Source organism: Micromonospora sp. NBC_01412, from assembly GCF_045040215.1.
GTDB classification, from domain to species: Bacteria; Actinomycetota; Actinomycetes; order Mycobacteriales; family Micromonosporaceae; genus Micromonospora; species Micromonospora rubida.
Window position 1 is genome coordinate 2,014,925 of record NZ_CP109528.1, and the last position, 14,200, is coordinate 2,029,124.

The 14,200-nt window shown below is 72.4% G+C and carries 13 protein-coding genes and 2 tRNA genes; 6 read left to right on the plus strand and 9 right to left on the minus strand.

Annotated elements, in window-relative coordinates; genetic code table 11:
• Nucleotides 1–75: 75 nt before the first annotated feature.
• Nucleotides 76–909 carry a phosphoribosylaminoimidazolesuccinocarboxamide synthase gene (locus OG617_RS08960; protein WP_405100356.1) on the minus strand — a complete coding sequence of 278 codons (834 nt, stop codon included), beginning with the start codon at nt 907–909 and terminating at the stop codon, nt 76–78.
• A 238-nt stretch (nt 910–1,147) separates the two neighbouring features.
• On the opposite strand from OG617_RS08960, the gene OG617_RS08965 reads away from it, so the two are divergent.
• A complete protein-coding gene (locus tag OG617_RS08965) occupies nt 1,148–2,476 on the plus strand; it encodes an ABC transporter substrate-binding protein (protein WP_405100358.1) in 1,329 nt (442 codons plus the stop codon).
• A gap of 83 nt (nt 2,477–2,559) precedes the next feature.
• Here OG617_RS08965 and OG617_RS08970 read toward each other — a convergent pair whose 3' ends face one another.
• Nucleotides 2,560–2,808: a hypothetical protein gene (locus tag OG617_RS08970; protein ID WP_405100360.1), complete on the minus strand. Its 249-nt coding sequence runs from the start codon at nt 2,806–2,808 to the stop codon at nt 2,560–2,562.
• Between OG617_RS08970 and OG617_RS08975 the strand changes: the two genes are divergently transcribed.
• Entirely contained in the window at nt 2,807–2,968 is a 162-nt protein-coding gene (locus tag OG617_RS08975; protein WP_405100362.1) for a hypothetical protein, read from the plus strand. The two genes, OG617_RS08970 and OG617_RS08975, sit on opposite strands and share 2 nt — an antisense overlap.
• Nucleotides 2,969–3,021: 53 nt before the next feature.
• On the opposite strand, the gene OG617_RS08980 is transcribed toward OG617_RS08975, so the two are convergent.
• Both OG617_RS08980 and OG617_RS08985 read right to left on the minus strand, forming a co-directional pair.
• A tRNA-Met gene (locus OG617_RS08980) sits at nt 3,022–3,095 on the minus strand.
• 93 nt (nt 3,096–3,188) lie between these two features.
• Nucleotides 3,189–3,842: a TetR/AcrR family transcriptional regulator gene (locus OG617_RS08985; protein ID WP_405100364.1), complete on the minus strand. Its 654-nt coding sequence runs from the start codon at nt 3,840–3,842 to the stop codon at nt 3,189–3,191.
• Between the two features lie 100 nt (nt 3,843–3,942).
• On the opposite strand from OG617_RS08985, the gene OG617_RS08990 reads away from it, so the two are divergent.
• On the plus strand, nt 3,943–4,977 hold the full coding sequence (locus tag OG617_RS08990; protein WP_405100366.1) for an NADP-dependent oxidoreductase: 1,035 nt from the start codon (nt 3,943–3,945) through the stop codon (nt 4,975–4,977).
• A 151-nt stretch (nt 4,978–5,128) separates the two neighbouring features.
• Here the strand turns inward: OG617_RS08990 and OG617_RS08995 are convergent.
• From OG617_RS08995 to OG617_RS09005, 3 genes are all read right to left on the minus strand, one after another.
• Nucleotides 5,129–5,202: transfer RNA gene (locus tag OG617_RS08995), tRNA-Met, on the minus strand.
• 71 nt (nt 5,203–5,273) lie between these two features.
• A complete protein-coding gene (locus tag OG617_RS09000) occupies nt 5,274–8,240 on the minus strand; it encodes a UPF0182 family protein (protein WP_405100368.1) in 2,967 nt (988 codons plus the stop codon).
• A 111-nt stretch (nt 8,241–8,351) separates the two neighbouring features.
• Complete coding sequence (locus OG617_RS09005) at nt 8,352–9,365, minus strand: PDZ domain-containing protein (RefSeq protein WP_405100370.1); 1,014 nt, start codon at nt 9,363–9,365, stop codon at nt 8,352–8,354.
• Nucleotides 9,366–9,547: 182 nt separating this feature from the next.
• Here OG617_RS09005 and OG617_RS09010 point away from each other — a divergent pair, with 182 nt between their 5' ends.
• Entirely contained in the window at nt 9,548–10,780 is a 1,233-nt protein-coding gene (locus OG617_RS09010; RefSeq protein WP_405100372.1) for a zinc-dependent metalloprotease, read from the plus strand.
• Nucleotides 10,781–10,885: 105 nt separating this feature from the next.
• Here OG617_RS09010 and OG617_RS09015 read toward each other — a convergent pair whose 3' ends face one another.
• Both OG617_RS09015 and OG617_RS09020 read right to left on the minus strand, forming a co-directional pair.
• Entirely contained in the window at nt 10,886–11,485 is a 600-nt protein-coding gene (locus tag OG617_RS09015; protein ID WP_405100374.1) for a hypothetical protein, read from the minus strand.
• A gap of 209 nt (nt 11,486–11,694) precedes the next feature.
• The gene (locus OG617_RS09020; protein ID WP_396676907.1) at nt 11,695–12,222 is read right to left on the minus strand and encodes a M48 family metallopeptidase; all 528 of its coding nucleotides are present in this window, start codon (nt 12,220–12,222) and stop codon (nt 11,695–11,697) included.
• A gap of 513 nt (nt 12,223–12,735) precedes the next feature.
• Between OG617_RS09020 and OG617_RS09025 the strand changes: the two genes are divergently transcribed.
• Nucleotides 12,736–12,903, plus strand: coding sequence for a DUF5679 domain-containing protein (locus OG617_RS09025; protein WP_007464795.1), 168 nt, complete (start codon nt 12,736–12,738; stop codon nt 12,901–12,903).
• Nucleotides 12,904–13,109: 206 nt separating this feature from the next.
• Entirely contained in the window at nt 13,110–14,162 is a 1,053-nt protein-coding gene (locus OG617_RS09030) for a hypothetical protein (RefSeq protein ID WP_405100377.1), read from the plus strand.
• The last annotated feature ends 38 nt before the right edge of the window (nt 14,163–14,200 follow it).

Here is a 14,200-nt window from a genome sequence, read left to right on the forward strand (position 1 = left end):
AGGAATCCGGATCACGCGGCCTTGATCAGCTGGACGAAGGAGCGCCAAGCGGCGAAACGCGGTTACGGGTCGGGGTCAGGCCCAGGTGTTGCCGGTGAGCCTCTCGTAGACCTCGACGTAGCGGGCCCTGGTCGCCTCGATCACCTCGGCGGGCACCTCGGGGGCCGGCGGCTGCCTGTCCCAGCCGCCGCCGGTCGCCCAGTCCCGGACGTACTGCTTGTCGTAGGAGAACTGCGCCCGGCCCGGCTGGTACGACTCGGCCGGCCAGAACCGGGACGAGTCGGAGGTGAGCACCTCGTCACCGAGGACCAGCGTGCCGTCCGCCGCCCAGCCCAGCTCGATCTTGGTGTCGGCGACCAGGATGCCCCGCTCGGCGGCAAGCTCGGCACCACGGCAGTAGACGTCGATGGTGATCTGCCGCAGCCGCCCGGCGGTCTCCGCGCCGACCTTGTCCGCCACCTGCTGGTAGGTGATCGGCTCGTCGTGCTCGCCCTTGGGCGCCTTCGTCGACGGGGTGAAGATCGGCTCGGGCAGGATCGACGCCTCGACCAGCCCGCGGGGCAGCTCGACGCCGGAGACCGCGCCGGTGCGCTCGTACTCGGTCAGGCCGCCGCCGGTCAGGTATCCCCGGGCGACGCACTCGACCGGGACCATCTCCAGCCGCCGGCAGCGGATCGCCCGGCCGGCGAACTCCGCCGGCACGTCGGTGGCGGAGACGACGTGGTTCGGCACCAGGTCGGCGAGCTGCTCGAACCACCACAGCGACAGCGCGGTCAGCAACCGGCCCTTGTCCGGTACGGGGGTCGGCAGCACCACGTCGTAGATCGAGATCCGGTCCGAGGCGACCAGGATCAGGTCGTCGCCGTCGGCGTAGACGTCCCGGACCTTGCCCGAGTGCAGAAGTTCCACGCGACCTAGTACACCACGGCCCTCAGAAACGCCCGGGCCGGCCACCGGGAGGGCCCACCGGCCACGGCGGGCCGGCCCGGGATCGGGGTGCCGGGAGGGGCGGGCCGACGAGCCGCCCGACGAGGCCGGTCGATCTCCGGGTCGCCTCGGCCCGATCCCGGCCGGAAGGCCGTTGACACCCGCCCGCGCCGGCTGTGTAAATGGTCCGACCGCCCGCCAGACGACCAGGAGAATCCCCGTGCCCACCGCCAGCCCCCCGCTCCCCCACGCCGGCGCCGACCCGGGCCGCAGGCGACTGCTGGGGGCGCTGTTCGGGGCACCGCTCGCGACGGTCGGCCTGGCCGGGTGCGGGGGCGCGGAGGAGACACCCGTCGACGACGGGCTGATCGAGCTCTCCGTCTTCTGGTACGGCAGCACGAAGCGGGCCGAGCTGACCGAGAAGGCGCTGCGGCTCTACTCCGCGCGCAACCCCCGGGTCAGCTTCCGGGTCACCTGGCAGGGCTTCGACGGCTACTACGACCGGCTGGCCACCCAGGCGGCCGGCGGGAACGTGCCCGACCTGATCCAGGTCGACGACACCGTCCTCACCGAGTACGCCCGGCGGGACATCCTGCTCGACCTCGGCGGGTACGCCGCCGACAACCGGCTCGACCTGCGCGGGCTCCCCCCGGGCCTGGTCCGCTACGGCGAGGTCGACGGCCGCACCGTGGGCGTCGCGGCGGCCCAGACCAGCGCCGCCGTGGTCTACAACCGCGCCCTGCTGCGCCGACTGAAAGTCCCGGAGCCCCGCACCGGGATGTCCTGGCAGGAGTACGTCGACTGGGCGGAGCGGGTCACCCGGGCCGCCGACGGCCGGGTGGCCGGCACGATGGACCCGTCCGGGGACCACCGGGCGCTCTGGCTCTGGCTGCGGTCCCGGGGCGGCGAGCTGTACCAGGGTCGGCAGCTCGGCTTCAACGCGAGCGACCTGGTCGACTGGTTCGAGCTGTGGCAGGCCGCCCGGACCCGCCGGGCCACCCCGAGCGCCGCCCTGGTCGACCAGGCCGACAGCGGCGAGACGAACCGGCAGTTGGTGGTGACCGGGCACACGGCCGCCTCGTTCGCGTGGGCCCACCAGCTCCCCGAGCTTCAGCGCTACACCGACGACGAGCTGGCACTGGCCGCGTTCCCCGGCCCGCCGGCCGCGCAGTGGGCGCGGGCGTCGATGTACTGGGCGGCGTTCCGCGGCACGCGGCGACCCGACGTGGTGGCGGAAGTGATCAACTTCCTCACCACGAACATGGGGGCGGCCCTGGCCCTGGGTCAGGAGCGGGGGGTCAACCCGAACCTCGCCAACCGCCGGTACGTCAAGGAGAGCGTCACCGACGCAGGCCAGCAGCGGGCCGCCACCCTCGCCGACGCCCTCGCCGACGCCCTCGGCCCCGCGCCCAGCCCGCCCCCGAGGGGTCACGCCCGGGTGCGGGCCCTGCTCGTCGCCACGGCCGAAGGGGTCCTCTCCGGCCGGTCCGGCATGCGCACGGCGACGTCCCGGTTCATCGCCCAGGCGAACGCCGCGCTGGCCGAATGACCCGACCCGCCGCCCCCGGCGCGGCGGGTCGGCCCGACGTACCCGGCGCGGCGGGTCGGCATCACCCGGTCAGCGCGGACCGGTCAGCGCGGCGGCCGGTTGCGCCGGTTGCGCATCAGCAGCAGTACCAGTACGACGATCCCGCCGACGACGACGAGGCAGCAGAGCAGCCCCAGGAAGCCGACGCCGCCGCCCCGGCGCCGCTTGGCGGCCTCGACCACCAGCTCGCCGGGACCGGTGGACGCCCAGGCCGCGACCGGGACGAAGACCGACAACACAACCGCGCCGAGGACCGTGCTCAGCCGGCCCCACCACTTGTTCCACGAAGACATGCCCCTCATCATCGCCGAGCGGCGCAACAGCGGCACCCCGGACGGACGGGAGTTCACCGGCGTGCTCCCGGGCGGATCGCCGCCGGGCGAGGAGAGCCCGGTCGCGGACATGAACCGAAGACCTGGACAGGGGCGGTACGCCGAGCCCGGCCACGGTTAGCGGGACGGGACATGCAAAATGGCCCGGAGTTTCCTCCGGGCCATTTCGGTTCGTAGCGGGGACAGGATTTGAACCTGCGACCTCTGGGTTATGAGCCCAGCGAGCTACCGAGCTGCTCCACCCCGCGTCGACTTCTAAAGACTAGCGCATCCCCGGAACGGAGATCAGCGGGCCCCCCGAGTTGGGTCGTCAGACGCCCTGCCGCTGAGGCGAAGCATGGTCAGCCCTGCTCCGGGCCTTGGGCTGGGGCAGGCCGGAGGGCGTTGCGGGCGGCGGTGGTGAAGTCGCCGGTCGTGGGGGCAGCGACCGGAATCTCGCGCGCGCACTCCGGGCGTAGCCCGTCGAAGATCAGATACAGGTAGCGCCGCCACAGGCCGGGCACCGTGTCGCCGAGCGGTGCCGCGGCCTGGACGGCGGCGTTGAAGAGCAGCACGATGTCGTGGCCGGTGACGTCCGCTCGGATCGCGCCGGCATCGCGGGCCCGCCCGGTCAACGCCTCGGCAACCTGCGCCATGCGCTCGCTCGCGGCGCGCACCCTGGGGTCGGCCCGTGAGATCGCGGTGGCTGCCTCGCAGAACGAGCGGTCGTTGGCCTGTAGCTCGATGCCGGCGGCCATGAACCGCAGCAGCGCGGACTCCGGGTCGGCTTCTTCCCGTAGCTGCTCCCCGAGCGCAACCAGACCGGCGACGCGGTCGCCGAAGATCTCCGCGACCAGGTCTTCCTTCGTGGGGAAGTGGTTGAAGACCGTTCCCTTCGCCACGCCGGCCCGGGCAGCGATCCGGGCGATGGAAACCTCCAAGCCGTGCGCGGCGAGTTCCGCCGAGGCGGCGTCCAGCAATGACTGTCGGTTGCGAGTGGCATCGGCGCGGGGCACCTACCCAGCCTAACTCAACTTGACCGTGCGGTCACCTTCTCTGCTACGGTCGAGACAATATGACCCTGTGGTCAGGTTGCTGGATGCATGGAGGCTGACGATGAAGGCAGTGGTTGCCCGGGAATACGGCGGCCCCGAGGTGCTGGCGGTCGAGGAGATTCCCGTTCCCCGGCCGGGACCCGGCCAGTTCCAGGTACGGATACGCGCGGCCGGGCTCAACCCCGCCGATCTGCGGACCCTCAGCGGAGTGCTGCACCGCCTGACCCCGCTGGAGTTCCCGTACGTGCTCGGCAGCGATTTCGCCGGCACGGTCACCGAGGTCGGTCCGGACGTTGCCCGGTTCGCGGTTGGCGAGGAGGTGTTCGGGGTCGGGCTGCCGCGTGCGACGGGAGAGATGGCCACGATGCTATCCACTCCGCCGTCCCTGACCACCGGCACCATGGCGGAGTACGCGGTGTTCGAGGCGGACACGCCGGCCATCGCCCGACGCCCGGAGAATCTCGACGCGGAGCAGGCCGCCACCCTGCCGATCGCCGGGCTGACCGCGCTGTCGCTGCTGCGCGCCGGCGGCTTCGACCCGGCCGACGGGCAGACCCCGCTCACGAGCGGCGGCCGGGCACTGGTCACGGGCGCGGCGGGCGGGGTCGGTGGCGTGGTGGTCCCGCTGCTCGTAGCCGCAGGACTTGAGGTGATCGCCACGGCAATTCCCGACGATGAGCAGTACGTGCGCGACCTGGGCGCCGCCGACGTGATCGATTACCGCAGCGTCGACACCATCACCGAGACACTGCGGCGCCACCCCCGTGGCATCGACACCCTGATCAACCTCGCGCTCCCAGGGCCCGCACTGATCGAGGCGAGCCGCGTGCTCCGACCCGGAGGTCAACTGCTCAACGCGGCCTTCCCGAGCCCTGACCCGTCGGCGTTCGACGGTGCCGATCTGACCGTGAAGACGGCCTACAGCACCGCCCGCCCCGGCGACCTGGGCCGGCTCGCCGCATACGCTCTGGACGGGACGCTGACCTCCACCATCAGCCGGCGGTACGCCCTGACACAGGCACCCCGCGCGTACGCCGACCTGGTGCACACGCACGTACGCGGCAAGCTCCTCGTCACCGTCGCGCCCACGGCCTGACCCGGTGACGCGGCGGGCAGTGAGCCCGCTGCTACCAGACGCCCGATCTACCCAAAGACCATGTTCCGTCTGCCCGGACCATGCCCGGAAGGAGATCAAAAGCCCGGCCCCCACAATCTGGGGGCCGGGCTTTGACTTGCACATTCATTTGTAGCGGGGACAGGATTTGAACCTGCGACCTCTGGGTTATGAGCCCAGCGAGCTACCGAGCTGCTCCACCCCGCGTCGACTGGTTAACCTTAGCGCACCGCCCGGGCGGACCGCAAAACGGCCCCACCCGGGCGGCTTTCCGCAGGTCAGCCGCCCGCCGAGGGCGACGGGGCAGGACTGCCACTCGGCGAGGCGCCCGGCGCCGGCGAGGCCGGCGTGGCCGCCTGCTGCGCCTGCTGGAACGCGGTCATCGCGTCGTCCAGGGCCTTGAGCGCCCGGCCGTACCGCTCGAAGTCACCGGACGTCTGCGCGGCCTTGACCTCGGCGATGGCCGCCTGCACCTTGCCCGCGGCAGCGGCCAGCTCGCCGGTCAGCGGCGGCGCGTTGGTCCCGCCGCTGGGCGGCGGCGTGCCGCCGGACGGCGGGGTGGCACCCTGGGCGGCCTCCTTGCCCTGCTCGACGAGCTGCTTGATGCCATCGGTGATGTTGTTGGCCAGCACCACGTACGAACCCCCGTCGCCGTACGACAGCAGCACCTTCTGCAGCAGCGGGTACGCGTCCTGCTGGTTGCTCTTCACGTACACCGGCTCGACGTAGAGCATCCCGTTGCCGAACGGCAGCGAGAGCAGGTTGCCGTACTGCACCTGGGCCTGGTTCGAGGAGAGCAGGTTGAGCTGCTGCCGGATGTTGGCGTTGTTGGTCATCTGCTGGTGCACCTGCACCGGGCCGGAGATCCGGGTCTGGTCCGGCAGCTCCAGCACCTCCAGCTGCGGCTTGCCGTCCGCGTACGAGCCGGAGATCAGCGCGGCGAGGTTCTGCCGGCCGTTCGGGGTGACCGCCGAGGTGAGCTGGAAGCGCGGCGCGTCCTGGCCGGGGAACTGGGTCCACAGGTAGAACGGCGGCTGCTTCTGCCCGCCGTCCGGGTTGTCCGGCACGTTCGGCACCTGCCAGAAGTCCTGCGCCGAGTAGAAGTCGCCCGGGGCGGTGACGTGGAACTTGGTCAGCAGGTTGCGCTGCACCTTGAACAGGTCGGCCGGGTAGCGGAAGTGCTCCCGCAGCTCGGCCGGGATCTTGTCGTTGGGCAGCACCAGGTCCCCGCCGAACGCCTTGTTCCACGCCTTCAACACCGGGTCCGTCTGATCGAACTCGTACAGCCGGACCGTGCCGTCGTACGCGTCGACCGTGGCCTTGACCGAGTTGCGGATGTAGTTGACGTTCTCCCGGGCGAGCTGGAACGTGCCCCGGCCGGTCAGCTCGTCGGTCGTCTCGGCCTGGAGGTTCACCCGCTCGGCGTACGGGTAGGTCGCGGCCGTGGTGTAGCCGTCGACGATCCACTGCACCCGGCCACCGACCACCGCCGGGTACGGGTCACCGTCGAGGGTGAGGAACGGCGCGACCTTCTCCACCCGGTCCCGGGGGTTACGCACGTAGAGCAGCTTCGAGTTCTCGTTGACCGCCTCGGAGAGCAGGAAGTTCGACTCCTGCTGCTTGATCGCGTACAGCAGCCGGCGGGTGAACGAGCCGATCTCGACGCCACCCTCACCGGTGTAGGTGTAGTACTGCTCGCCGCCGGTCTGGGTCGGCCGGTCGAACTCCGCGTTCCGCTCCGGGTTCGCCTGCCCGACGATCGCGTAGTCGTCCGGGCCCATCCGCTCGCCGTAGTAGATGCGCGGCTGGCTGGCCGGGATCTGCTCGACCTGCGAGGAGCACGCCTCCTGGGTCTTCTCGCCCAGGAAGCCCGAGACGAAGTACGGCTGCCCGCCGCAGACCACCTGGTTGGCCGGCGCGGCGACCAGGCCGTAGCCGTGGGTGTAGACGGTGTGCCGGTTGATCCAGGTGTTCTGCTGGTCGGTCAGCTCGTTGTAGTTGACCTCCCGGACCCCGACCACGAAGTCGGAGGTCTTGCCGGACACGGCGTACCGGTCGATGTCCAGCTTGGGGCCGAAGTCGTAGAAGCCCCGGACCTGCTGGAGCTGGGTGTACGTCTCGGAGACGAGCTGCGGGTCGAGCAGCCGCACGTTCGGCACCACGGAGGTGTCGGTGGCCAGGCTCCCCGGTGGCACGAGGTTGCTCGCCGCGTACGGCGAGGTCTTCGTGTCCGCCAGCCCGAACGCCGACCGGGTGGCCCCGATGGCACGCTCGATGTACGGGGCCTCCTTGTCCTTGGCGCTCGGCTTGACCTCGAAGGTCTGCACCGCCCAGGGGTAGATGCCGCCGATGGCGACCGCGGAGACGCCGAGCAGGGCCAGCGAGATGCCCGGCCAGACCAGGTTCCGCATCACCGCGTTGGAGAACACGATGATCGCGATGGCCACCACGACCGAGATGTAGGCGAGGATCTCCTTGGCCGGCAGCAGGGCGTTGATGTCGGCGTACCCGGCGCCGTAGAGCTTCGCCCCCTCGTTGTACTCCAGCAGCATGGAGCGCCGGTCCAACACGTACGCGACGGCCTTGAGCAGGACGAAGACCGCCACGAGTGTGCTCAGGTGGGCCCGCGCGGCGTTGGTCATCCGGTCCCCGACGCCCTGCAACCGCACGCCGCCGAAGATGTAGTGCACGGCCAGCGCGCCGAGCAGGGCGAGCACGACGGCGGTGAAGCCGACGCCGAGCACGTAGCGCCAGAACGGCAGCTGGAAGACATAGAAGCCGATGTCGATGCCGAACTCCGGGTCCTTGACGCCGAAGTCACCGCCGTTGCGGAACAGCAGCCACTGGCTCCACCGGCTCTGCGCCGAAAGCCCGGCGAAGAGCCCGACCACCACGGCGACCAGGCTGATCCACAGGCCGAGCCGGGGGCCGAGCACCATCCGGTACCGCTCCAGAGTGGCCTGTTCCAGCGAGTGCGGGCGCAGCCGGGGCCGCAGCCGGTGGGCCAGCCACAGGTTGCCGCCGACGATCAGCGCCATGGCGAGGCCGACGACGAGGAAGAGCAGCACCCGGGTGGTGAGCACCCCGGTGAACACCTGGGTGTAGCGGACCTCGTCGAACCACAGCCAGTCGGTCCAGGCCTGCACCCCCCAGCCCAGAAGGGTGAAGAGCACGAACACCCCGATCAGCACCCCGATCGTGACGCGTCCGCGTCGGCTCATCCTCGGCAGGGGGCTGCTACGCATGACCACTCTTGGCTCCGCACGCTCGATGTGATCGGCTCCGACCAGGCACCCAGCGTACGGGGTGTTCCTGAAAGCGGCGGCCCAAGGTCACGGCGGGCGGCGGCGGGTCGGTCAGCAGCGGGTCGGCTCACCGCCCTCACGCAGCGCCGTCAGGGCCGTCAGCGCATCGTCGAGGGTGCCCACCTTGAGCAACGGCAGACCGGGCTGCGGGTTGCGGACCGCCTCGGCGCAGTTGGCCTCCGGCACCAGGAACACCTTGGCCCCGGCCTGCTTCGCGCCGACCAGCTTCTGGGCGATCCCGCCGATCGGGCCGATCCGCCCCTCGTCGTCGATCGTGCCGGTGCCGGCGATGATCTTCCCGCCGGTCAGGTCGGCCGGCTCCAGTTTGTCCACGATCCCCAGGGCGAACATCAGGCCGGCGCTCGGGCCGCCGATGTCGTTCAGGTCGATGGAGAGGGTGAACGGGTGCGGCTGCTGCTGGTCGATCTCGATCCCGATGCGCGGCCGGCCGTCCTGCTCCCGGCTGGTGACCTGCGCCGTGGCGGCGGCGCCGTCGCGGGTGTAGCCGATGGTCAGCGCGGTGCCCGCCGGCTTGGCCCGGATCAGCTCGGTGAGCCGGCCGGCGCTGGTCACCGGCGTGCCGCCGACCGAGGTGACGACGTCGCCGACACGCAGCGCCCCGGCCGACGGGCCGTCCGCCGTCACGGTCTTCACCCGCACCTGGACCGGGTACCCCAGCTCCCGCAGGGCAGCCGTCTCGGCGCTGGTCTGGGAGTTGCGGAAGTCCTCCTCGTTGCGCTGCTCCACCTCCTGCTGGCTCTCCCCCGGCGGGTAGACCAGCTCGCGCGGCACCACTGCCTCGTCCTTGGAGAACCAGCCGGACAGCGCCGAGCGCAGCCGGACGGTGGGCTGCACGCCGACCGTGGTCAGCCGGAGCTGGCCGGCGGAGGTGGACGTCGCCCGCCCGGACACCTGGATGACCTCCTTGCCGTCCGAGGTGCCCAGCGTGTTCACCGTCGGCCCGGGGCCGAGCACCACGTACGGGATGGGCGCGTTGAGCACACCGAAGCTCAGCAGGGTGGTCAGCAGGGCGCCCAGGAGGACGGTCACGCCGCGACGTCTCATGGCGCAGAGCGTACCGACCGGTCCGGCGGGGACCCGGACGGTGACGACGACTTCGCCCTCAGCGCAACGCCGGTGGCGGCTACCAGGGGCGCAGCCCGCGTACCGTAGACGTCGTGCCTGATATTCCGTTCGGTTTCGCGCTCCCGGGTGGTCAACCACCAGACCCCAACGATCCCGCGCAGATGCAGCAGTTCATGTCGCAGTTGCAGCACCTGCTCTCCGCGCCGGGCAGCGGGCCGGTCAACTGGGACCTGGCCCGGCAGGTGGCCGCCAGCCAGCTCGCCGCGGCGGGCGACCCGGCGGTCTCGCCGCACGAGCGGCACTCGGTCGAGGAGGCGCTGCGCCTCGCCGACCTCTGGCTTGAGCCGGTCACCGCCTGGCCGACGGGCATCCGCACCTCGCTGGCGTGGAACCGCAACGAGTGGATCTACAAGACCCTGGACGTCTGGCGCAAGCTCTGCGACCCGGTGGCCAGCCGGATGGTCGGCGCGATGGGCGACCTGGTGCCGCCGGAGGCGCGGACCCAGCTCGGCCCGATGCAGTCGATGATGGCCACCCTCGGCGGCGCGCTGTTCGGCGGGCAGCTCGGGCAGGCCCTCGGCTCGCTCGCCGCAGAGGTGCTCTCCGCCGGCGACATCGGGCTCCCGCTCGGCCCGGCCGGCACCGCCGCGCTGATCCCGGCCAACATCCGGGCGTACGGACAGGGCCTGGAGCTGCCCGAGGACGAGGTACGCCTCTACGTCGCCCTGCGCGAGGCGGCCCACCAGCGGCTCTTCGAGCACGTGCCGTGGCTGCGCGGGCACGTGTTCAACGCCGTCGAGACGTACGCGTCGGGCATCCGGGTCAACCGGGAGGCGATCGAGGAGGCCATGGGCCGGGTCGACCCGACCGACCCCGAGTCCATGCAGGCGATCGCCCTGGAGGGCATCTTCACCCCGGAGGACACCCCGGCGCAGAAGGCGTCGCTGGCCCGGCTGGAGACCGCGCTCGCCCTGGTGGAGGGCTGGGTCTGCCACGTGGTCGACGCCGCCGCCGGCGAGCGGCTGCCCAACGTCGTCCGCCTCGGCGAGGCGTTCCGGCGGCGGCGGGCGGCCGGCGGGCCGGCCGAGCAGACGTTCGCGGCGCTGGTCGGGCTGGAGCTGCGCCCGCGCCGGCTGCGCGAGGCGGCGACCCTGTGGGCGGCGCTGACCGAGCACCGGGGCATCTCCGGCCGGGACGCCGTCTGGGGTCACCCGGACCTGCTCCCCTCCGACGACGACTTCGCCGACCCGGTGGCGTTCGCCACGACCCGGCTCGACCTCGACGACGAGCTGGCCAACTTCGACTTCAGCGCGCCGGGCGGCCCGGAGGAGCAGGCCCCGGGCTCCCCCCGTCCGCGCCCCGAGGGCACCGGGGACGACGCCGAAGAGTCCTGACCCCCGCTCTCCCGAGCGCACCCGAGGGCCGTCGGCGCACCGCGCCGGCGGCCCTCGCCCGTCCTTCGCGCGAGCCGCTGTGGGCGGGGAGGTCGGCTGATGGCGTCAGCGGCGGCCGGAGAGCAGTGCGCGGGTCGTCTCCCAGCCCTCGACGGCGGGGTCGAGGGTGGCCAGGTCGGCGGGGCCGCGCATCCGCCGCCAGGCGGCGGTGACGGCCACGTCCCCGGGTTGCGGGGCGGCCCGCCGCACGTCCGCCGGGAGCGCGGTGTCCAGGTCGATCTCCGGCAGCCATCCCGGCACGGGCAGCCGGGACGCGACGCCGAGCAGGCCGGGGCCGGCCCCCTCGGCGGGGGCCACCGCCACCGACCGGGTGGTCAGCGGGCGGAGCAGCTTGCCGACGGTCAGGCCGGGCAGGTCCGGGGCGTCGGCGGCGACGACGGCCGCCTGGTCGTAACCGGTCAGCGCGGCCAGGACGGCGGTGCCGGTGGCCTCGGGCACCTCGAGCACGGCCATCCCCGGCCAGACGACGGCCTCAGCCAGCGAACGGTCCTGCGAGATGGCCGCGATCACGGTCTCCACCTCCTGGAGCGTGGCGAGCAGGTCCACGACGTCCTCGGCGAGCGCGGCACGCCAGACCGCCGGATCGATCCCCGGCGGCGCCCACGCCACCGGTCCGAGCAACGCCACCACCACACGTCGGGCCACGCCCCGACCCTAGGCCGTCGGCCGCACCACCGCGCGCCCGGTGCCGGGTCGCGGCTCACCGACCCGGCGCGGTTTCGACGCCCGGTCATCCCGGATCATCGACATCGAGCCGATCGAAGCGGGCAACCGGAGCCGGCGGCGGTCGGTCGACCAGAGGGCCGCCGGAGGCGACGGCAGGCGGTCAGCGGTCAACCGGAGCCGGCGGCCGGTCAGTCGGTCAGCGGGCCGCCGGCGGCGGCGACGCCCTCCAGGTACCCACGGGCGCGCTCGGCCTTGGGATAGCGCCCGACCAGCGCCCAGAACCGGGCGTTGTGGCTGGGCACGATGAGGTGGGCCAGCTCGTGCAGCAGGACGTAGTCGATCACCCAGTCGGGCATGTCCTGGATCCGGTGCGAGATGCGGATGGTCCGGTCGGCGGGGGTGCAGGAGCCCCAGCGGCCGTTCTGGTTGGTCACCCAGCGAACGCTCGACGGCAGCGCCCGGTCGCCGTACTCGACGAGATAGAGGCTGCGCAACCGGGTGGCGCGGTCGAACAACTCGTCGTCGGAGCGGGCGAGGCGCCCCTCCCGGGCCTCCAGCCGGGCCAGCATCCGGTCGACCCACTCGGACTCCTCGGCCCGGGAGAACTGGTCGGGGATGAGCACCACGACCCGTTCACCGTCGCGGTAGGCGGACACCGTGCGTCGCCGGCGCTGGCTGCGCCGTACTTCGACGACCGGCTTCCGCGCCCCTGCCATCAGTGGGCCGCGCAGCCTCGTTTTGCTGTCACGAAGGAAAGCTAATGGGTACTGACCAGGGGTCCGCAAGAGTCAACACCACGACACGCGCCCGGAAAGTCCTGGTTGATGACCAGGAGTCCCGAAAAAAAACCTTGCAGACCGTCACGAAGACGCTCCGTCACGGTCGAAAGACCGTGCCGGGCGGCCCGAAGGCTCGCCTCCCACCGTAGGTGATCATCGCCCCGACCGCCTCCCCGGGGCCACCTAGTGGGGCATCTGGGTGCTTTCACCCGGCGTGTCCCCGCCAAACTGACTTATCCGACCTAATTCGGCATGCACACTCTCGACGTCGACTTGCTCACAGTGTCGAAGCACAGCTGACATGGAACCGCCCGCACCTGGGTAGGGTCCGCGGACCAGCGGTCACGAGGGTGGCCGCGGAGAAAGACCCAGCGTCGGCGCCCCGCGTGGCCCGCCGCCGGGCAACCGCCGGAACCGGATTGACCGGCGGACGAGACGAGGAGGGCACCCGTGGCCGACCAGGCCCAGACCTACAACGGTTACTGCGTCAAGTGCAAGGAGAAGCGGGACTTCGAGGGGCACGTCGAGGTCTCGAAGACCGGGATGAACATGGCCAAGGGCAAGTGTCCGGTGTGCGGCACAACAGTGAACCGCATCCTGGGCAAGGCGAAGGTCTGACCCGTAAGGGTCCGGTAACGGGGGAGGGCGACCGCGGTCGCCCTCCCCCGTACCGTTTCGGTGCCCGCCCGGGTGTCGGCTGACCGACACGGTTACCGGCCGGTTGTGGATAACCCAGCCTTTTCTGTGGAGAACCCCGGGCGGGGCGGTGCGCACCTGTGGACAACGATCGACGGAAAGCAGGGACTCGGTGACGATTCGTCGTCATGGACCGTCCCACGCTGCCCCGGCCCGTTCTGCTTCCCGGCCTGACCCGCCTGTGGCGGGACCGGCACACCCTCCAGCTCGGGCTGGGATCGGGGCGTGCCGTCCTCGTCGAGGTGGCCAACCCCCGCGCCGTTCGGGTGCTCGACCTGCTCGACGGCACCCGCAGCGAACGGCTCGTCCTGGCGCACGCCGCCGGCGTCGACGTGCCGCCGGACGAGGCGCGCGGGCTGCTCGACGCGCTACGCGACGCCGGGCTGGTCGTACCCGCGCACACGCTGCTCCCCCGCGACCTCGCCGGCCCGGCGCGGCACCGCCTCGCTGCGGAGGCCGGGGCGCTGGCCCTGGCCGCGCCCGCCCTGCCCGGCACGCCGGCCCAGGTGCTGCGGCGACGCCGGGCCGCACGGGTGCTGGTGACCGGCAGTGGCCGGCTCGGCGCTCCCGTCGCCGTCGCGCTCGCCCAGGCCGGGGTGGGACACGTACACGCGAACCTCGCCGGGTCGGTGCGCCCGGCCGACCTGGTCGGCACCGGGCTGCCCGCCACCGACCTGGGGCACCCGCTCGCCCCGGCGGTACGCGCCGCGGTGGACCGGGCCGCCCCCGGCACCGCCACCCGCCCACTGCACCGCAGCCGGCCCGACCTCGTGCTCCAGCTCGGCGTCGACCGACCGGCCGCCCTGCTCGCGGCCGGGTTCGCCCAGCGTCGCCAGCCGCACCTGCTGCTCACCCTGCGCGAGGGGGTGCCGACGATCGGTCCGCTCGTCCGGCCACCCGCTGGGCCCTGCCTACGCTGCGTCGACCTGTACCGCACCGAGCGGGACCCGGGCTGGCCGGCGCTCGCGGCCCAGCTCGCCGCCGACGCCTCGGACCAGTCCTGCGGCACGGCCACCCTGCTCGCCGCAGTCGGGTACGCCGTCGCCGAGGCGCTGGCCCACCTCGACGGCGGCACCCCGGAGACCCTGGGCTGCGCCGTGGAGGTGACCAGCCCCGGCCGGCTGCGCCGACGCACCTGGCCGCCCCACCCGTCCTGCCGCTGCGCCGGACGGGGCCGCTGACAGGCCGCGACGGCTCCCTCGGGGCCGGTCGGCCTGCG

Bases quoted from the DNA above. Each gene is read 5' to 3' on its own strand.
- OG617_RS08975 (WP_405100362.1), top strand. From the start codon at position 2,807: ATGCCCCTCATCATCGCCGAGCGGCGCAACAGCGGCACCCCGGACGGA.
- OG617_RS08970 (WP_405100360.1), bottom strand. From the start codon at position 2,808: ATGTCTTCGTGGAACAAGTGGTGGGGCCGGCTGAGCACGGTCCTCGGC.
- OG617_RS08990 (WP_405100366.1), top strand. From the start codon at position 3,943: ATGAAGGCAGTGGTTGCCCGGGAATACGGCGGCCCCGAGGTGCTGGCG.
- OG617_RS09000 (WP_405100368.1), bottom strand. From the start codon at position 8,240: ATGCGTAGCAGCCCCCTGCCGAGGATGAGCCGACGCGGACGCGTCACG.
- OG617_RS09005 (WP_405100370.1), bottom strand. From the start codon at position 9,365: ATGAGACGTCGCGGCGTGACCGTCCTCCTGGGCGCCCTGCTGACCACC.
- OG617_RS09010 (WP_405100372.1), top strand. From the start codon at position 9,548: ATGCAGCAGTTCATGTCGCAGTTGCAGCACCTGCTCTCCGCGCCGGGC.
- OG617_RS09020 (WP_396676907.1), bottom strand. From the start codon at position 12,222: ATGGCAGGGGCGCGGAAGCCGGTCGTCGAAGTACGGCGCAGCCAGCGC.
- OG617_RS09030 (WP_405100377.1), top strand. From the start codon at position 13,110: ATGGACCGTCCCACGCTGCCCCGGCCCGTTCTGCTTCCCGGCCTGACC.